The 17664-nt window shown below is 71.9% G+C and carries 16 protein-coding genes and 2 pseudogenes; 8 read left to right on the top strand and 10 right to left on the bottom strand.

Annotation, left to right across the window (positions count from 1 at the left end; translation table 11 throughout):
• Positions 1 to 24: 24 nt before the first annotated feature.
• Together QF030_RS37230 and QF030_RS37225 are read right to left on the bottom strand one after the other, a co-directional pair.
• Positions 25 to 1119: an ABC transporter substrate-binding protein gene (locus QF030_RS37230; RefSeq protein WP_307166964.1), complete on the bottom strand. Its 1095-nt coding sequence runs from the start codon at positions 1117 to 1119 to the stop codon at positions 25 to 27.
• A gap of 588 nt (positions 1120 to 1707) precedes the next feature.
• Positions 1708 to 2742 carry a LacI family DNA-binding transcriptional regulator gene (locus QF030_RS37225; protein WP_307166963.1) on the bottom strand — a complete coding sequence of 345 codons (1035 nt, stop codon included), beginning with the start codon at positions 2740 to 2742 and terminating at the stop codon, positions 1708 to 1710.
• Between the two features lie 585 nt (positions 2743 to 3327).
• Here QF030_RS37225 and QF030_RS37220 point away from each other — a divergent pair.
• Positions 3328 to 4155, top strand: coding sequence for an alpha/beta fold hydrolase (locus tag QF030_RS37220; RefSeq protein WP_307166962.1), 828 nt, complete (start codon positions 3328 to 3330; stop codon positions 4153 to 4155).
• Positions 4156 to 4172: 17 nt separating this feature from the next.
• On the opposite strand, the gene QF030_RS37215 is transcribed toward QF030_RS37220, so the two are convergent.
• The 8 genes and pseudogenes from QF030_RS37215 to QF030_RS37185 all read right to left on the bottom strand — a co-directional run bounded on the left by QF030_RS37215 (position 4173) and on the right by QF030_RS37185 (position 9760).
• Positions 4173 to 4640 carry a GNAT family N-acetyltransferase gene (locus QF030_RS37215; RefSeq protein WP_307166961.1) on the bottom strand — a complete coding sequence of 156 codons (468 nt, stop codon included), beginning with the start codon at positions 4638 to 4640 and terminating at the stop codon, positions 4173 to 4175.
• Between the two features lie 182 nt (positions 4641 to 4822).
• Complete coding sequence (locus QF030_RS37210; RefSeq protein WP_373428942.1) at positions 4823 to 5098, bottom strand: ATP/GTP-binding protein; 276 nt, start codon at positions 5096 to 5098, stop codon at positions 4823 to 4825.
• 240 nt (positions 5099 to 5338) lie between these two features.
• Positions 5339 to 5542: pseudogene (locus QF030_RS40795) on the bottom strand (sigma-70 region 4 domain-containing protein); the annotation flags it as partial.
• A 165-nt stretch (positions 5543 to 5707) separates the two neighbouring features.
• Positions 5708 to 5830, bottom strand: a pseudogene (locus tag QF030_RS40790) (RNA polymerase sigma factor); the annotation flags it as partial.
• Between the two features lie 7 nt (positions 5831 to 5837).
• Entirely contained in the window at positions 5838 to 6017 is a 180-nt protein-coding gene (locus QF030_RS37200; RefSeq protein ID WP_307167864.1) for a hypothetical protein, read from the bottom strand.
• A gap of 405 nt (positions 6018 to 6422) precedes the next feature.
• Entirely contained in the window at positions 6423 to 6758 is a 336-nt protein-coding gene (locus tag QF030_RS37195) for a hypothetical protein (protein WP_307166960.1), read from the bottom strand.
• A gap of 210 nt (positions 6759 to 6968) precedes the next feature.
• Complete coding sequence (locus QF030_RS37190; RefSeq protein ID WP_307166959.1) at positions 6969 to 8426, bottom strand: amidase; 1458 nt, start codon at positions 8424 to 8426, stop codon at positions 6969 to 6971.
• A 746-nt stretch (positions 8427 to 9172) separates the two neighbouring features.
• A complete protein-coding gene (locus QF030_RS37185) occupies positions 9173 to 9760 on the bottom strand; it encodes a TetR/AcrR family transcriptional regulator (protein ID WP_307166958.1) in 588 nt (195 codons plus the stop codon).
• Positions 9761 to 9909: 149 nt separating this feature from the next.
• Here QF030_RS37185 and QF030_RS37180 point away from each other — a divergent pair, with 149 nt between their 5' ends.
• From QF030_RS37180 to QF030_RS37150, 7 genes are all read left to right on the top strand, one after another.
• Entirely contained in the window at positions 9910 to 11616 is a 1707-nt protein-coding gene (locus QF030_RS37180) for a CocE/NonD family hydrolase (protein WP_307166957.1), read from the top strand.
• 95 nt (positions 11617 to 11711) lie between these two features.
• Complete coding sequence (locus QF030_RS37175) at positions 11712 to 13367, top strand: ABC transporter substrate-binding protein (RefSeq protein WP_307166956.1); 1656 nt, start codon at positions 11712 to 11714, stop codon at positions 13365 to 13367.
• Positions 13364 to 14314, top strand: a complete 951-nt coding sequence (locus QF030_RS37170; RefSeq protein ID WP_307166955.1) for an ABC transporter permease — start codon at positions 13364 to 13366, stop codon at positions 14312 to 14314. Before QF030_RS37175 ends, QF030_RS37170 begins: the two co-directional genes overlap by 4 nt.
• On the top strand, positions 14311 to 15186 hold the full coding sequence (locus QF030_RS37165) for an ABC transporter permease (protein WP_307166954.1): 876 nt from the start codon (positions 14311 to 14313) through the stop codon (positions 15184 to 15186). Before QF030_RS37170 ends, QF030_RS37165 begins: the two co-directional genes overlap by 4 nt.
• Positions 15183 to 16202 (top strand): ABC transporter ATP-binding protein, encoded by a 1020-nt coding sequence (locus tag QF030_RS37160; RefSeq protein ID WP_307166953.1) that lies wholly within the window; start codon positions 15183 to 15185, stop codon positions 16200 to 16202. Before QF030_RS37165 ends, QF030_RS37160 begins: the two co-directional genes overlap by 4 nt.
• Positions 16192 to 17013 carry an ABC transporter ATP-binding protein gene (locus QF030_RS37155; protein ID WP_307166952.1) on the top strand — a complete coding sequence of 274 codons (822 nt, stop codon included), beginning with the start codon at positions 16192 to 16194 and terminating at the stop codon, positions 17011 to 17013. Before QF030_RS37160 ends, QF030_RS37155 begins: the two co-directional genes overlap by 11 nt.
• The gene (locus tag QF030_RS37150) at positions 17010 to 17468 is read left to right on the top strand and encodes a DUF3237 domain-containing protein (protein WP_307166951.1); all 459 of its coding nucleotides are present in this window, start codon (positions 17010 to 17012) and stop codon (positions 17466 to 17468) included. The genes QF030_RS37155 and QF030_RS37150 overlap by 4 nt, the downstream gene beginning before the upstream one ends.
• Positions 17469 to 17664: the final 196 nt, after the last annotated feature.

The following is a 17664-nucleotide window of genomic DNA, read 5'->3' as shown; positions in this document are numbered from 1 at the left end:
GGTGCGCGGGTTCCCGACGGCCGATCAGTAGGCCTTGGCGATACCCGACTTGGCGTTGTCCGGTGTGTAGGCGCCGTCCTCGATGACGATGTCCTGCGCGACGCTCTCCCCCTTGGTGAAGGTGTCCAGCGTCTGGAAGGCCAGCGGGCCGAACCGCGGGTTGGACTCGACGACACCGCTGATCCAGCCGTCCACGATGCCCTGCACGGCGTTGCGGGTGCCGTCCACGGTGACGATCGCGACGTCGCCCGCCTCCTTGCCGGCGCCCTTCAGCGCGGCCACGGCGCCGAGGCCCATCTCGTCGTTCTCGGCATAGATCCCCTTGATGCCTGGCTTCGACTGGATGAGCTGCTCGGTGACCTGCTGGCCCTTCTCGCGGGCGAAGTCACCGGTCTGCTCGAAGACCACCTTCAGGTCCGGCGCCTTCTCGGCGATCCGGTCCTTGAAGCCCTTGGTGCGCTCGGTGGTGACGTTGTTGCCCGCCGAGCCGAGGAGGATCGCGACCTCGCCCTTGCCGCCGGTCGCCTCGATCATCTGGTCGGCGGCGCGCCGGCCCTGCTCGACGAAGTCGGAGGCGATGAACGAGACGTAGTCCTTGCAGGCCGTGGCGTTGATCTTGCGGTCGATCGTGATGATGGGGACCTTCTTGGCCGCGGCGGCCTGGAGCACGGGGTCCCAGCCGTCGGAGTTGAGCGGGGCGATGACCAGCAGGTCGGCTCCCTTGGCCAGCAGGTCCTGGACGTCGCTGATCTGCTTGGAGAACTGTGACTGGGCGTTGGCGGTCAGCAGCTTGACGCCCCGCTTCTCCGCCTCGTCCTTGATGGACTGCGTCTCGGCGATGCGGAACGGGTTAGCCTCCTTCTCCGACTGGGAGAAGCCCACGGTGGCGTTCGCGAGGTCCGACCTGGCACCGCCGTACGCGTCGACGGTGCAGGTCTTGCCGCCCGGCGCGGGCGAGGCGACCTTCTGCGCGGCGTCGGCGGCGGCCGAGGACTTGGTGTCGCTCGACGTGTCGTCCTCCGACTTCGCGCAGGAGGTGGCGGTCAACGCCATCGCCGCGGCCAGGGAGACGACCACAGGACGGGCGAGAAGACGACGACGGTGAATGGTGCGCTGCATGGTGACCCCGATCCGGGCGACGCGGAAAGAACACTGGGGAGGTATGGAGCGAGCGGAGGTCGAGCAAGGTCGTGCCGTGGCCGAGCGGTAGCTGAGCGGTAGCCGTGCGGTAGTTGTGCCGAGAAAAGTGCTTCTCCCCTGGCGGGAAAGGCCGTTCGACCCGCCGCACAGAGGTTTTTACATCGTTGGAAGAGTGCTGTAAACCCCCTGTGCACGCACTGTGCCGGGCGCACCGTGCGCGGGTCGGCGAACACCACCCGCCTCTGCGGTCTCTTCAGTGGTGCGGAGAAACACGACACGACCGGGTAATCCGGGCGCCCCGACGGCGCCGTCGAACGACCGACGCACGCGCGGCAGGGGCCACCTGGGGCCGCACCGCCCACGACCACACCTGCAAAGAGCAACGCGCGTAAGGCCGGGCGGAGTCGGCGTTTCGGTCCCTGCGGAGGTCAGGACGAGAGGGGTGACCCGCAGGCCAGCCCGCCGAGGACAGGAAGCATTTCCCCGCGACGCCGAGACGGCGCACGCGTCACACAGCCAGGTGAAGGATCGAGCGGAAGGCGATTCGCATGCGCACCGACCCGGTGGTCATCCGCGGCCGTCGCCGCCCGCAGCCGCCCGCCCCAAGGTGCTCTCCCGCGCCACGAGGCGATGGTCCGCCCAGACACGGCGCGGCTCGGGCGTCTCGTTGCCACCGAGCCGTGCCAGCACCGACTCGACCGCGAGACGGCCGATGGCCTCCTTGTCCGGTGACACGGAGGTCAGAGTCACCGCGCCGAAGCGCCCCTCCACCACGTCGTCGAAGCCGACGACCGCGATGTCCTCGGGAACGCGCAGTCCCCGCTCGTGCAGGACGCGCATCGCGCCGATGGCCATCGGATCGTTGTAGGCGAACACCGCGTCGGGCCGCCGTCCGGATTCCAGGATGCGGTTCATGGCGGCTGCCCCGTCCGCGTGGCCCCAGCCGTCGGTGGCGGCGACGAGCCCGTCGTCGGCCGGGAGCCCGGCCGCGGTGAGCTCCTCGCGCCAGCCACGCACGCGCAGTTGCGCGGGCTCGCTGCGACCGCGCCGGGCGCCGATGAAGGCCACCTCCCGCCGGCCGAGCCCGTTCAGATGCCGGACGGCGGCGCGGGCGGCGGCGACGTTGTCGATGGCGATGTGGTCGTACGGCAGCTCGTAGTCGCGTTCGCCGAGCAGCACCAGCGGCACGTTCTCCGCCCGGTCGAGCAGGTCCTCGGTCTCGAGCTCGATCGGGCTGAGGATGAGGCCGTCGATGACCCGCGCCCGGAAACCCTGGCTGACCAGGATCTCCTGCTCGCGGTGCCCCCCGGTGTGGTCGAGGAGCACGATGTACTCGTGCGCGGCGGCGGCGTCGATGACGGCGGCCGCCAGCTCGGCGAAGTAGGGGTTGCCGAGTTCGGGCAGGGCGAGCGCGATGATGCCGGTACGCCCCTTGCGCAGATGCCGGGCGGCCAGATTGGGCCGGTAGCCGAGCACGTCGATGGACCGTTGGACGCGCTCCCGCATGGCGGGCGTGACGTGCTGGTAGTTGTTCACCACGTTGGAGACGGTCTTGATGGAGACCCCCGCGTGCGCGGCGACGTCCTTGAGGCTGACCCGCACGGCATTCCCTTTCGCAGCGTCCCGACGGGATGACGGTCGGTGCGGCTACGGGGTCGTCACCGCGGGCGAGCGCCGAGCCCTCATACTTGACTTTTACAACGTTATACAGGCGTCCTCGGCGCACTGACAAGGCGGGTGACATACGGCTGTCGCACGCATCGTGAGCACCCGTCCGGCGTGCCGGGCCGCGCATTCCGGTAGGCCACGACGCCACCGGGAGAAGTGTCGTCCGGGAACGTGCCACCGGTCCACCGCCGCGTCGGCGAAGGGCGCCGCGACACATTGCCGGTCACTCCCACGACCCCCGCGACCCGTGCCGTGATGCGGCCTCCTGATCGACGCGCCCCGCTCCTGCCCGTCGACTACTGTTTCCCGTGGGACGGGCTCCCACGGCCGCCATTCGGCGCTGACCGGACCGTCGACCTCGTGCGCGCATTCCACTGGGCGCGCCACGCATTCCGATCAATCGATTCGAGCATCGGACCCATCCACTCCTGAGTTGCGAACGGCACGACCTGAAACGGGCGATCCGAAACGGCACGACGTGAAACGGCACGATCCGAAACGGCACGAGAGGGAAAAGCAATGCCCTTTGCTTCCGCCAAGGACGGCACGAACATCTTCTTCAAGGACTGGGGCTCGGGCCGGCCGGTCGTGTTCTCCCACGGCTGGCCGCTCACCGCCGACGCCTGGGATCCGCAACTGAAGCTGATGGCGGCCAACGGATTCCGTGCCGTGGCTCACGACCGGAGAGGCGGCGGCCGCTCCGGACAGACCTGGGACGGCAACGACCTCGACACCTACGCCGACGATCTCGCCGCGGTCATCGAAGAACTCGATCTGCGAGACGTCATTCTGGTCGGGCATTCCACCGGCGGTGGCGAAGTGACGCGCTACATCGGTCGACACGGTTCCAGCCGTGTCGCCAAGGCCGTCCTGCTCGGCGCCATCCCTCCCCTGATGCTGAAGACGGACGCGAATCCCGAGGGGCTGCCGATCGAGGTCTTCGACGAGATCCGGGAGGGCGTGGCGACGGACCGCTCCCAGTTCTACAAGGATCTCAGCGGGCCCTTCTACGGCGCCAACCGTGACGACTCGACCGTCACCCAGGGAACTCGCGACGAGTTCTGGCTCTGGGGAATGACGGTGGGTATCAAGGGCGCGTACGACTGCGTCAAGGCGTTCTCCGAAACGGATCTCACCGAGGACCTCAAGAAGATCGACGTCCCGACCCTGATCGTGCACGGGGACGACGACCAGATCGTTCCGATCGCCGCTTCGGGCGAAAAGAGCTCGAAGCTGGTCAAGGACGCGGTGTACAAGGTGTATGCCGGTGCGCCGCACGGATTGGCCATGGTTCCGAAGTACGCCGAGCAGTTCAACAAGGACCTCCTCGAATTCGCGCGCGGCTGAGCCGCGGCGTCACTGCGTCACCGCCACGGCATCGAGGCGGGCCCGGCCAGATCACGGTCGAAGACGGCCATGGCCCGACCGTCGCCGTTGTAGTCGTCGACGATCCGCACCTCGAAGCCGAGACGGCGGTGGAAGGCGATCGAGCCCGTGTTCGCGACAGACGTGATCGCCTTCAGCCGCCGTGCGCCGTGGCGTTCCGCCGCTTCGACGAACGCCGCATAGAGACGACGCCCGAGACCCGTGCCCCGGGCGTCGTCCCGCGTGGCGACCAGGTGCACGTACCCGGTGCCCTCCGGCGTGACGAATCCGAAGAGGTACCCACGGATACCGTCCTCGGCTCGGGCGACCAGGCAGGTGGAACCGAACTCCTGCACCAGAGCCAGAAGGTGCAGTGATCGAAGGTCGCGCTCGCCCCAGTAACGGCCGTGATCGGTCAGGACCTGGTGGAAGTCGGCCACGCCGGCCGGTGCGATCTGTATGCCCATGACGACGATCTTCGCAGGGGCCCGCCTCGGCGCTCCGCCGCCCGCAGGGCCGGCCGGCCCTGCGCCGCCGACATGCCGCCAGGAGCTGTGCGGCTACCGGCTACCGCCTCGCCCTCCCCCGTGGGCGCCGGGCGGTCCCGCAGTGGGATGACCTCGGCCTCAGGCGCCGGAACGGTCCGTGGTCATCGCACCCGGGCTCGGTCCCGTGCGTTCCAGCACGCCTTGTGCCAGTGCCGCCGGTCCTCCGCGCCATCCTGCCGGGGCCATGCCACCACGTGCGGGACGCCGGGCGGGATCATCTGGTCGCAGCCGGGGCAACGGTAGGTCTTGCTCTCGCCGCTCGCTCCCGACACCTGCCGGACGTGCCAGGCCTCATCCTGCCGGTCCGGCGACGACTCCTCGCCCCGCCTGCCGCGAAGCCGGGAAGGCGTCCACCTGTCGCGGGCCCAGAACGGAATCCGCCGCCCGGCGTCGGCCAGCGCCGCCGTACCGGCAGCGACCGACGCCACCAGCACCGCCGTACCGGCAGCGATCACCGCCGCCCACTGGGTCGCCGACGCCGAGCGCAGCAGTTCGCCCACCTCACCGCCCGCGGCGGGGTCGGCCGGCAGCAGGCCGGACCGCAGCCACGAGACGGCCGCGCCGCACAGCACGACTGCCGTGGCCAGCGCGCCGAGAGCGACCCGCAGGGTGACGAGGCCCCTGGCGACATGGGTGGCCACCGTTCCCGGCGCGGCGCCCATCACCCTGGCGGTCTGCGCCTGGGTCAGCCCCAGCTCCTTGTTCAGCAGCACCGCCCTGCGCTGCTGAAGCGGCAGTGCGGTGAGCGCCGCGTCGAGGTCGAGGCGCAGGTCTGCCGCCGCGCACGGGTCGGCGGCGTCGCCCGCGGTCTCCCACCGCACGTCCGCGTCCAGGGACGAGTACCCCCGGCCGGCGCGGCAGCGCCTCTCCGCGTGCCGGATCTCGTTCTTGATGGCGGTGAAGACGTACGGGCGCAGCCACTCGACCGGCTCGGGGCAGGCCAGCACGCTCGCGAGGGCGTTGTGCACGATGTCCTCGGGATCCGCCCAGGACGCCGGGACCCCTGCGTTCCGCAGCCGCCTGCGGGCGTAGCCGACCATCTGCCCGTGCCGCTCGGCGACCAGGGCTGCGAGCGCCTCGGCGCGCTGAGCCCTCGGCTCCTCGTCCCCTTGCTCCTCATCCACGCCGCCCCCGCTTTCCCACACGGCGCCCGCCGCGTGCCTCCCCCTCCGCCCGCACGAGTTCGGCCTGCCCTGCGGCCCGGATGCGGAACGCGATGCTCTTCAGCACGCTGCTCAGCCCCGGCGCGAACAGCAGCACCAGGTACACGGCGACGCCGATGCCCGTCATCTCCACCGGAAACCCCTCCAGTCTGCGGCCTGTCAGCGCCTCACGGTGAAGCAACGGCCGTACACACCCCAGGAGCCGTCCGGCGGCTGGACTCTTGACACGGCCGCAGGATTTTTCGACCGGCCCGCCGTCCGCCACGCCCGCCCGCGGATCTTACGACCGGCCCGCCGTCCATCACGCCTGCCTGCGGTCAGGGCCGGTGCCGCCCGAAGCCGGTGTAGGCGTAGGCGAACGCCTCATCCGCGCGTGGCGCCCGGGTCCAGGACCGGGTGGTACTGCTCCTGCCAACGTCCTTAGGAATCGCGCCAGTTGAAGGAATCGCCACGCATGGCCGGATGGTGTCATCCCGCACCGGCAACGGCGTCCGTCCACGTGGGCTCGCGGGCCGCCACCGCGGAGGGGGAGGTTGGTTCACTCCGGGTGGGCCGCCGCCTCCCGCTGCAGCTGCACCGCGGCCAGCAGGCTCAGCTTCGGCTCCGCCTGCCGCAGTGCCTTCACCGCCGCGACCGAGGTGACATCCCCCTGGAAGCCGACGGCGGCGAGACGCGAGCGGACCCAGCTGGCCCGCAGCCGTGTCTCGTGGGCGGCGGCACTGGACTCCACGAGTGCGGCCGCGCGTTCCAGTGCCGGGCGCTCTTCGGGCGCCGCCTCGGCGAGCGCCTCGCGCAGTGCGGCGGCGACCACGTCCGCGTCCCGGATGGTCAGCACGAAGTTGTGCTTCTTGTGCAATCCCGCGATTCCCGTCATGAACGTCATCCTGAACGTCAGCTTCCCCCGCTGCCAAGGAACTTGAGGACCCTCAGAGGATCGGGTCCCGGCGGTCCGCTCCGCACGGGCCGGCGCGTCGCGGCGAGCGGCTCGGAGCGCGACGTCACGCGGATCCGGCCGCGCAGGCGTGGCGCACCGGCCGGCACCCCGCGCGCAGAGAGCACCCGCAAGACAGACCTGCCCCGGCGGTCAGCCCCACAGCCACGGCACCTCGGACCGGTCCTCGACGGCCTGGGCGGCGTCGAGGACGAGGTCCTCCTCGAAGCGGCCGCCGATCAGCTGCACGCTGAACGGCAGCCCGTTCTCGACATGGACCGGCACCGTGACCGCCGGAAAGCCGAGGACGGGCACGGCGGTCATCGGCCACATGGCGGGGAACAGCTGCCGCGCACGGTCGCGATCCGTGATGTCGGCGTCCTGCTCGAAAGGGGGTTCGGCGCACACCGGGGTGAGCAGGATCCGGTCTCCGCCCAGGAGTTCCTGGAGCCGGGTGACGAGCGTCGCCCGACGCGCCCAGCCGTTGATGTAGGTCTCCAGATCAGGCCGATCGCCCCACAGTTCGGCGGCGGCCGCGAAGTGGCCCTCCAGCGCGGTGCGGATGTCGTCCCCGCCGAGCTGGTGGACCACCGGCAGCATCGGACGGATGTCCTCGGTGATCAACAGTGCCCACAGTCGCGCGGCCTCGGTCAGCAGGGGCAGTTCGGCCACCTCCTCGACCGCGTGGCCGGCGTCGGCCAGGTGGGCGGCGGCGCGGTCGAGGGCACGGTCGACGGCCGGGTGGTTCTCGACGGTGCCGTTGCCGCGAACGAGCCGCACCCGTACGGGGCGTGCCGGGCGGGGCCGGAGGGGAACGGCGGGAACGCCGCTGGAGTCGCGCAGGTCCGGCGTCGTCATGGCGTGCAGGGCGAGCCGCGCGTCCGCCACCGTGCGGGCCAGCGGGCCCTGCACCGCGCAGGAGTGCACGGTGGGCGGGAAGTCCAGCTCGACCGGCCCCGCGGGGGTGTCCGCCCAGGCCGGCGGGGCCCAGTCGGAGATCCGGCCGACGGTGGGGCGCACCCCGACGACGCCGCAGCACGCGGCGGGAAAGCGGATGGACCCGCCGATGTCGTTGCCCTGGGCCAGCGGCGTCATCCCGGCCGCCAGACCCGCTGCGGCTCCGCCGCTCGACCCGCCGGGGGTGCGTTCGGCGTCCCAGGGGTTGAGGGTGCGCCCGTGCAGTTCGTTGGTGGAGAACCAGCGGAAGGAGAAGGCGGGAGAGTTGCTCCGCCCGAGCGGTACGGCGCCGGCGGCGCGCAGGGCGGTGACGCAGGCGGCGTCGCCCTCGGCCGGCCGATGGGCGAGGGCGGGAACCCCGTTGCTGGTGGCGTAGCCCCGTTGCTCCGTGTTGATCTTGATGGAGACGGGCACGCCGTGCAGGGGTCCCAGCTCGTCGCCCGAGACCGTCCGTTCGTCCGCCCGACGAGCCTCCTCCAGCGCCTCCTCGGGCCGGAGGTCGACCAGGGCGTTCAGTCGGGGGTTGGTCTCCTCGATGCGTTCCAGGCAGGAGCGCACCAGTTCGGTGGAGGAGATCTCACGGGCCCGGACGGCGGCGGCGAGTTCGGTCGCGGAAAGCTGCCACGGCTGAGTCGGGCGGGGGGAAGTCGCCATCGGATACCTCTTCGCTTGCTGGGGCCCGGCCCGGCCATGGCACGGGTCGGGCGTCGGTCGTTTCGGCCAAGGCGGAGACGGAAGGAGAAACGGTCGGAGCGGCGGGGACGGGCGGGGAGAAGCAAACATCTGGACGGTTCGCACAGCGGACCGGCCACACCAGGGACGACAAGGAGGCACGAAGGCCCGCCCGCGCAGGGCGCACACAAGCACGGCCACACCCGTCCCACGCGGGGCGGAAGCAAGCACGGCGACACCCCTCCCACGCGGCGCGGACAGGCACGGCCACACCTGCCCCTCCCGGGCGGGCGGGAGCAGGGCCGCATCCGCCCGCCCGGAGCGGACGTAAGGGCGGCCAACACCCCTCCACACGGGGCGGACACAAGCACGGCCGACCCCGCCCACGCGGAGGGGCGGACAGGCACGGCCGCACCCGTCCCTGCCGGGCGGGCGGAAGCACGGCCGCACCCGTCCACTTGGGGTGGACGGATACGTCGTTCCACCGTCGCATCGGACGGGGCGGGGTCGCCGCCCCTCGCCGGACGCGCCGGGCACGTCTGACGCGACGGACGCGCCGGGCACGTATGACCCGACGGACCCGTTGGACCCGCCGGACGCCCCGGGCACGTCGACCCTTGCCGGACCCGGCCGCGCGACGGCGACTGCGCCCCCGTCATAAAACAACGTTTTATTTCGCGGCCAGCCTGCGCCCGGGCGTCCCCGGCTGTCAAGCCCCGCCGACGGCGTCAGTCGGCGGGCGACGCACCCCGCAGCAGTCCGGCAACCGCGAGGAGGGCGCGAGCGGCCCGCTCCTCCGGCCAGCCCTCCGGATCCTCCAGGGTGGTGAGCCAGTACCCCCGGGTCAGCAGGTGGAGGACGTCACCGGCGAGCGCGGCGTCGGGCAGTCCGGCCTCGGCGGCCAAGGCGCTCAGCTCGTCGCGGTTGCGCCGGGAGGTGGCGCGCCGGACATCCTCGACCGCCGGACCGGCGTCCGGTCCCTCGCTCGCGATCTCCATCAGCAGGCGGCGCAGGATCTCGTCGTCGGGTTCGGTGGTGCACATCCACTTCAGCGCCGCCGCCAGGCGGTCCTCGCCGGCCAGGCCGACGAGCGCACCGTCCATCTGGGCGCCCCACTCCCGCTCCGCCCACCGCATGGCATTGATCATCAGAGCGGACCGGCTGGCCACGTAGTTGGTCACCATGGCCGTCGAACCGCCCAGTCGTGCGGCGACGGCCCGGATGGTGACGGAACGGACGCCCCGTTCCCGGGCGACGTGGAGGGTGGCGGCGGCGATCTCGTCGAGCCGCCGCGCCTCGTCTACCTCGATCGGCATGTCGCAGACCTTAACGCAGAGGGTTGACCCCGTTTACAAGGAGCTGCAATGTTGTCATACAACGCCGTTACACAACGTCGTTTCATCTCAAGCTCCCGAGTCCGGACACGGGCTCGGACTCCGCGCCCGAACTCCCCGGAGAACACTCGATGAGAGTTCCTTTCGCACGTACGGGGGCCGCTCCCGTCCCCGATCACGCCCTCCAGCACCTGGTGCGCATGCGGGACGGGACGCGCCTGGCCACGGACGTCTACCTGCCCGAGGGCGCCGACGCCACGGACCGCGCCCTGCCCGCCGTGCTGGTCCGCCTCCCGTACGACAAGAACAGCCGCTACGTCTACTTCGACAAGGTGGCCCGCCTCTTCACCGCCCGCGGCTACGCGCTCGTGGTGCAGGACGTGCGCGGCAAGTTCCGCTCCGGCGGCCGCACCCTGCCCTTCCTGCGCGAACCCGACGACGGCTACGACACCATCGACTGGATCACCCACCAATCCTGGTCCGACGGCTCGGTCGGCATGTTCGGCGACTCCTACTACGGCTTCACGCAGTGGGCCGCGGTGGCCTCCCAGCACCCCGCCCTGCGCGCCATCGTGCCGCGCGTGACCACGGTGGACTTCAACGCGACCACGGCCCGGGACCCGCGTGGCACGGACACCGGCGTCGGCCTGCCGGTGTGGGTCGAGGGCATCGAGTACTACGCCCACCACTGGGTGGACCAGGACACCTACGACTGGGAGCCCGACCGCCGCGTCCGCCCGGTCATCGACCAGTACGAGCGGGCCTTCGAGGCCATCGGCGCCCGCTCCGCCTGGTTCGACCTCCTCGCCCCGCGCCAGACCGACGTCCTGCACGCCCTCGGCAGGCACCCCTTCGACTCCCGGCCCGTGCCCGTCCTGCACTGTGTCGGCTGGTACGACAACATCGGCATCCCCCACATGAACGACTACCTCGCACTCGCCGACCGGCCGGGCTGGGACGCCGTCCAGTACCTGTGGGCAGGCGCCGTCGACCACGAGAACTACCGCCTCGACCACGCACCCGTCACCGAGGACACCGACCACGCCATCAGCGAGGCGGCCCTCGACCTGCTTCTGCCCGAGTACGCCGGCCCGGCGCTGGACTTCTTCGACGTCTTCCTCAAGGGCAGCCGCCCGGTGACCGCCCTGTCCAAGGTGACCTGGGAGCTCGGGCACGCCGGCTGGCGTACGGCGACCGCCTGGCCCCCCGCCGGCAGCGGCGAGCGCACCTTCTGGCTCACCGGCCCGGCCACGGCCGCCGGACCGCTGCCGGGCGGCGCGCTCGTCGGCGAGCCCGTCGCGGACGAGGACCGCACCCGGTGGGCGTACGACCCGGACGACCTCGTCCCGTCCCTGGTCCCCGACTCCTTCTCCTACCTCCGCGATCACCCCGACGCCGGCCCCCTGGCCGCCCGCGACGATGTACTCGCCTTCACCGGCGCGCCCCTGGCCGACCCGCTCGACCTCGCCGGTCCGGTGAGCCTGGACCTTCATCTCGCGGGCACCGCCCCGGTGTTCGACGTGTTCGCCAAGGTCCTGGACCTCGCCCCCGACGGCACGGCACGGCTCGTCGTACGCGGTCAGGTCTCCGTCCGGGGCGACGGCGCCTGTCGCGAGGTACGCGTCGAGTGCGGCCACACCGGCTACCGGCTGCGCGCCGGGCACCGGCTTGCGCTGCTCCTGGCGAGCAGCGACTACCCCATGTACCTGCCGTGCTCGGGCAGCGAGGACAACCCCTGGACGACCCTCGCCCCGAAGCCGAGCACGCAGACCCTCGCCACCGGCGGCGCCACCCCGTCCCGGCTGACCGTCACCGTCCTGGCCGCGCCCGCCGACTGACCCCGCGCGCACCCCGCGGCCCCCGCACTCGCCCGCACTCCCCCACGCCGAAGGATCCCTCACCCGGCCCGCCGTCCCGCCTCAGGAGCACCACCATGCACGCTCCCAGAACCGCCCTCGCCCTCACCGTCCTGTCCGCCCTCCTCACGCTCTCGGCCTGCTCGCCGGGCGGCGGCGGCACATCGTCCTCGCCGCAGAGCCCGAAGCTGACCAGCACCACACCCGCCGCGTCCGGCGCCCTGGACGAGGTCACCTGGAACCTTCCCCTGGGCGAGCCCACGACCCTCGACCCGGCCAAGGTCGGCGACTACTCCCCCAGCACCGTGGTCTCCAACCTCTGTGACCCGCTGCTGCGGCTGAAGGCCGACTACTCGGTCGCCCCCGGTCTGGCCACCTCCTGGAAGCGCCCGGACCCCAGGACACTCGTGCTGGAGCTGCGCGATGACGTCACCTTCTGGAACGGCCACCCCATGACCGCGAAAGACGTGGTGGCCAGCCTCGAACGGCAGCGTGACCCCGCGACCCAGAGCGTCAACACCCAGGTCCTGGCCACCGTCAGCACCATCACGGCGACCGGCGACCACCAGGTCACCGTCCGCTTCAAGAGCCCGGACGAGCTGTTCCTCAAGTACCTCGTCAACGGTTTCGGCGCGGTCAGCGAGGCCGCGTACCTGAAGCAGGCCGGCGCGGGCTACGGCACCGCCAGGGGCGGTCTGATGTGCACCGGCCCCTTCGAGCTGAAGAGCTGGAAGTCCGGCGAGTCCATCACCGCCGTCCGCAACGACGGCTACTGGGACACCGCTCTCAGGCCCCGGGCCGCCGAGCTCACCTTCAGGTTCATCACCGACGCGAGCACCCTCACCAGCGCCCTGCTGTCGGGCCAGATCGACGGCAGCTACGAGATCCCCTCCACCGTCGCCAAGGCCCTGCGCTCCGCCGACGCCGGCACCCTCTACTACGGGCCGTCCGCGCAGACCGTGTTCGTCTCCCCCACCGGCCCGGCCTCACCCCTCGCCGACCCGCGCATCACCCGGGCGCTCTCCCTGGTGCTCGACCGCGACGCCCTGGTGCGCAACGTCTTCGACGGCGCCGCCCGCAAGGAGAAGACGTTCATCCCGTCGCTCGTGTGGAGGACCGGCGAGGCATCCGACGTCTACGCCAAGGGCTACGACGCCCTGCCCGCCGTGCCGGCGACCGACGTCGCGGCAGCCAGGAAGCTCGTCGCGCGGGCCGCACCGAAGAAGCGCACCGTCACCATCGCCATGGGCGCCGGCGACCAGCAGTCCCTCCAGACCCTCACCTTCCTCCAGGCCGGCGCGAAGAAGATCGGGCTGACCGTCGTCATCAAGCAGCTCCAGCCCACGCAGATGTCCGGCCTGTTCTACGACGCGTCGCTGCGCGAGGGTCTCGACGCGACCATGGCCCTCGGCTACGTCGAGATCCCCGACCCGCTGTCGTACGCCGAGATGTTCACCTCGCCCGCGTCCCCCATGAACTGGACGCACTACGACAACCCCGAGGTGACCTCGCTGCTGACCCGGGCCCGTGCCGCCCTGGACCCGAAGAAGTCCGCCGAGCTGTTCACCCGGGCCCAGGCCCTCTACATCGAGGACCTGGCCATCGTGCCGATCGCCGTGCCCTACGAGCGCATGTTCCTCAACAAGCGCCTCAGCGGGGCTCCCGCGTCCTTCGCCTACATCAACATGCCCTGGGCGGCCCAGCTCGGCGCCACCGGCGAGGGCACGTCATGACCGGACGTTTCGTCGCCCGTCGCGCGACCATGCTCGTGGTGACCGCGCTCGTCGCGAGCGTCGCCGTGTACGGCGCCCTGTTCATCGCCCCGGGCGATCCCGCCACGCTCCTGATCGGCGGCGGAAAGCCGCCCAGCCCCCGGTTGCTCGCCGAGATCCACCGTCAGTACCACCTCGACGACCCGTTCCTCCAGGGCTACTGGCGCTGGCTCAGCGGGATGCTGCACGGCGACGCCGGCCGGTCCCTCACCTACCAGGACTCCGTCACCCACCTGGTGACCGAACGCATCGGCAACACCGCCTTCCTCGTGGCGTACGCGGCCGTCCTCATCATCGTGCCCGGCGTCGCCCTGGGCACGGTCGCGGCCCTGCGCGGCGGCTTCGGCGACACCCTGATCACGATCGTGACCACCGCTCTCATGGCGGTGCCCACGTTCGTCATGTCGGTGGTGCTCATCTGGTGGCTGTCCGTGCGGTGGGACTGGCTCCCCGCCTACGGCGCAGGCACCGGCTTCACCGGCCGCCTGGAACACCTCACCCTGCCCGCACTCGCGCTCGCCACGGCCTGGGTGGCCTATGTCGCCCAGGTGACCCGGTCGGCGGTGCGCGCCGAGCTGGCCTCGGAACACGTCGAGACGGCGCGGGCCCGGGGCGTCCCCGAGCGTTTCGTCGTGCGCAAACACGTCCTGCGCAACGCCGCCGGGCCGCTGTTCTCCGTATCCGGAGTGGCCGTCGCCGGACTCATCGCCGGCTGTTCCATCGTCGAGCAGGCCTTCGGGATCAACGGCATCGGCGCCCTGCTGGTGCAGAGCGCCGCGAAGCAGGACCTGGCCGTCGTCCAGGCCCTCGCGCTGATCACCGTGGTGGTCTTCGTGGTGGTCAACACCGCGGTCGACGTGGTCACGGCCGCGCTCGACCACCGGGTCTCCCTGGAGGGCGCCGCATGAGCACGTATCAGATCGCCGTGCTCGGCCGGGGCGGCACCCGTCGGTCGCGGCTGCGCCGGCTGACCCGCGGGCGCGGGGTGCTGGTCGTGGCGTGCGCCGTCGTCGTCGCGGCCGTGCTCGCCGCCCTGTTCGCACCCCTGCTGGCCCCGTACGATCCGGACGCCGTGGATCCGGCCGCCGTCTACCAGGGCAGCTCCGCCGCGCACTGGCTCGGCACCGACGACACGGGGCGGGACCTCCTGTCCCGGCTGCTGTACGGCGCCCGCCCCAGCCTGCTGGCCCCCGCCGCCGTCACCCTGACCGCCGGACTCGGCGGGACCCTGCTGGCGGTGAGCGCCGCCTGGCTCGGCGGCTGGTACGACCGGCTGGTGTCCGCCCTGCTGGACGTCGTCTTCGGCTTCCCCGGTCTGGTGCTGGCCGTGGTGGCCGCCGCGGTCTTCGGCGCGGGCCTGCGGGTGGCGGTCGTGACGCTGTCCCTCGCCTATCTCCCGTATGTCGGCAGGGTCGTGCGCAGCGCCGCACTGCGCGAGCGGAACCTGCCGTACGTGTCGGCGCTGCGCATGCTCGGCATGTCCGGAGGGCGGATCTGCCTGCGCCATCTGACGCCCAATCTGCTGCCCCTGGTGCTGGTGCAGGTGGCGACCTCCTTCGGCTACGCCCTGCTCGACGTCGCCGCGTTCTCGTTCATCGGACTCGGTGCCCAGCCGCCGACCGCTGAATGGGGGCTGATGGTGGCGAACGGCTCCACCGGCATCCTCGCCGGGCGCGCCGAGCAGTCGCTGTACGCCGGAGCGGTGATCGTCGTCTTCGTGATCGCGTGCAACCTCCTCGGCAGCGGCCTGTCCCGACAGCTCCTGGGAGACGACCGATGACCGGTTCCCCGCCCCTGCTCGTCGTCGACGACCTGCGTGTCGACCTGCCCACCCGGGACGGCACGCGCCGGGTGATCCACCGGGCCGACCTGAGCGTGCCCGCCGGAACGGCCGTCGCCCTGGTGGGCGAGTCGGGATCCGGCAAGTCGATGACGGCCCGAGCGGTGCTGCGGCTGCTGCCCTCCCGGGCGCGTACCACCGGTTCGATCCGCTTCGACGGAAGCGAGGTCACCACGCTGGGCGCGGCCGGGCTGCGCAGACTGCGCGGCCACGACGTGGCGATGATCTTCCAGGACCCGCGGGCGCACATCAATCCCGTGCGCACGGTCGGTGACTTCCTCACGGAGGCGCTGATCACCACACGTGGCGTCCGGCCCCGCGCGGCCGAGGCCAAGGTGACCGCGCTCCTGCGGGACGTGGGCATCCCGGACGCGTCCCGCCGGATGCGCCAGCGGCCCCCGGAACTCTCCGGCGGTCTGCTCCAGCGCGTGATGATCACCGCGGCGCTGGCGGGCGAGCCCCGCCTGCTGATCGCCGACGAACCCACCACCGCGCTGGACGTCACCACGCAGGCCGACGTCATGGCGATCATCGACGAGGCACGGACCGAGCGCGGCCTGGCCATGCTCTTCATCACCCACGACCTGGCGCTCGCCGCGGCGGTCTGCGACCGGATCGCCGTCATGTACGCCGGCGGCGTGGTGGAGGAGTTGCCCGCCCGGCATCTGCACGAGCGGGCCGGCCACCCGTACACCCGGGCGCTGCTCGCCTCGCGGCCCGACCCGACGGCCGCCACCGAGCCGCTGCGGGCCGTCCCCGGCCGACCGCTGTCGGCTTTCGAGACCGGACCCGGCTGCGCGTTCGCCCCGCGTTGCGCGCACGCCCAGGACGTCTGCCGCACCGAACGACCTGCGCTGTCGCCGGCCGGGGAGGGCTTGGCCGCGTGCCATTTCCCGGCCGTCGACGGGGACGTGACGCCGCACTCCGACGCGAGGAGCACCAGCCATGGCCGATGAGCCGACCTCCGTTCCCGCCCTCCGGGTCACCGGCCTGCGCAAGACGTTCGGGGACTTCGTCGCCGTCGACGGCGTCGACCTGACGATCGTGCCGGGCGGCTCCCTGGCCGTCGTCGGCGAGTCGGGGTCGGGCAAGACCACCACCGCGCGGATGATCGTCGGCCTCGAGGAACCCACCGGCGGCACGGTGCTCCTCGGCGGCCGGGCCCATCCCGGCCGCCGGGCCTCCACCGCCGAGCGCCGCCGCTTCGCCCGGGAGGCGCAGATGGTCTTCCAGGACCCGTACGCCTCGCTCGATCGCCGGCAGAAGGTGGGCGACAGCCTGGCCGAGATCCTCGCCCTGCACACGGACCTGCGCGGCGCGCCCCTCGCGGAGCGCGTGGCCGAACTGCTCGACCAGGTGGGTCTCGACGAGCGCCAGGCCGCCGCGCTGCCGCGGGCGTTGTCCGGAGGTCAGCGCCAACGGGTCGCCATCGCCCGCGCGTTGGCCGTCCGGCCGCGTCTCCTCGTCCTCGACGAGGCGGTGGCCGCACTGGACGTCTCGGTCCAGGCCCAGATCCTCACCCTCCTCACCGACATCCGCCGACGCACCGGCGTGGCCTACCTGTTCATCACCCACGATCTCGGTGTCGTCCGCCACATCTGCGACGACGTGCTGGTCATGCACCGTGGCCGCGTCGTCGAACACGGCTCCGCCGAGGCCGTGCTGACCGCCCCCGAAGCCCCCTACACCCGCCGGCTGCGCGACTCCGTACCCCGCCGGGGCTGGAAACCGACCCGCCGCACCGCAGAGAACGGAAGCCAGACATGACCGTGACCCCTTCACTGACCTACGCCTTCGAGATCCGCGCGGCGGTCGCCCCCAGCCTGCACATCGGCCACGGGGACGGCGAGCGCACCGAGTTCACCCCCATCACCGGTGGCACCGTCCGCGGCCCCCGCCTGGAGGGCACCGTCCTGGCCGGCGGAGGCGACTGGTCCGACACCCGCGGCACCGTCTGCGCGCTCGAGGCCCGCTACCTGCTGCGGGCCGACGACGGCGCCGTGATCGACATCGTCAACCGCGGTTACTACCACGAGCACGCCGACAGCGCCGATCTGTACGACGGCACCGTCCGCCTCGCCGAGGCCGGCACGTATTTCCGCACCGCGCCCGTCTTCCGCACGGATGCTCCGCGACACCGCTGGCTCGCGCGCACGGTCTTCGTGGGTCTCGCCCGGGAGGAGGACGGACACATCGTGATCCGCTGCTACACGGTGGGCTGAACGACGACGACGCGAGGGTCCGCCGCATCCCACGGCGGGGACGGGCGGCGGAGACGGACGGCGGGGCGCGGGTACCGCCGAGCACGCGATCCGAGGGGCGGACGGCAGGCGTGCCCGCGCGCCGAGCCGGACTGCGCGACGAGACGCCCGCCCGGTGGGCAGCCACCCGACCGGCTGCCGACCAGCACGAAGGCCT

The sequence above is a fragment of the Streptomyces rishiriensis genome (assembly GCF_030815485.1).
Taxonomy (GTDB): Bacteria; Actinomycetota; Actinomycetes; order Streptomycetales; family Streptomycetaceae; genus Streptomyces; species Streptomyces rishiriensis_A.
The sequence above is the reverse complement of the archived record's forward strand: the minus strand, read 5'-3'. Positions and strand labels throughout refer to the sequence as shown.

Excerpts from the sequence above, each read along its gene's own strand:
- QF030_RS37230 (WP_307166964.1), bottom strand. The coding sequence starts at position 1,119 with ATGCAGCGCACCATTCACCGTCGTCGTCTTCTCGCCCGTCCTGTGGTC.
- QF030_RS37220 (WP_307166962.1), top strand. The coding sequence starts at position 3,328 with ATGCCCTTTGCTTCCGCCAAGGACGGCACGAACATCTTCTTCAAGGAC.
- QF030_RS37215 (WP_307166961.1), bottom strand. The coding sequence starts at position 4,640 with ATGGGCATACAGATCGCACCGGCCGGCGTGGCCGACTTCCACCAGGTC.
- QF030_RS37195 (WP_307166960.1), bottom strand. The coding sequence starts at position 6,758 with ATGACGGGAATCGCGGGATTGCACAAGAAGCACAACTTCGTGCTGACC.
- QF030_RS37190 (WP_307166959.1), bottom strand. The coding sequence starts at position 8,426 with ATGGCGACTTCCCCCCGCCCGACTCAGCCGTGGCAGCTTTCCGCGACC.
- QF030_RS37185 (WP_307166958.1), bottom strand. The coding sequence starts at position 9,760 with ATGCCGATCGAGGTAGACGAGGCGCGGCGGCTCGACGAGATCGCCGCC.
- QF030_RS37180 (WP_307166957.1), top strand. The coding sequence starts at position 9,910 with ATGAGAGTTCCTTTCGCACGTACGGGGGCCGCTCCCGTCCCCGATCAC.
- QF030_RS37175 (WP_307166956.1), top strand. The coding sequence starts at position 11,712 with ATGCACGCTCCCAGAACCGCCCTCGCCCTCACCGTCCTGTCCGCCCTC.
- QF030_RS37170 (WP_307166955.1), top strand. The coding sequence starts at position 13,364 with ATGACCGGACGTTTCGTCGCCCGTCGCGCGACCATGCTCGTGGTGACC.
- QF030_RS37165 (WP_307166954.1), top strand. The coding sequence starts at position 14,311 with ATGAGCACGTATCAGATCGCCGTGCTCGGCCGGGGCGGCACCCGTCGG.
- QF030_RS37160 (WP_307166953.1), top strand. The coding sequence starts at position 15,183 with ATGACCGGTTCCCCGCCCCTGCTCGTCGTCGACGACCTGCGTGTCGAC.
- QF030_RS37155 (WP_307166952.1), top strand. The coding sequence starts at position 16,192 with ATGGCCGATGAGCCGACCTCCGTTCCCGCCCTCCGGGTCACCGGCCTG.
- QF030_RS37150 (WP_307166951.1), top strand. The coding sequence starts at position 17,010 with ATGACCGTGACCCCTTCACTGACCTACGCCTTCGAGATCCGCGCGGCG.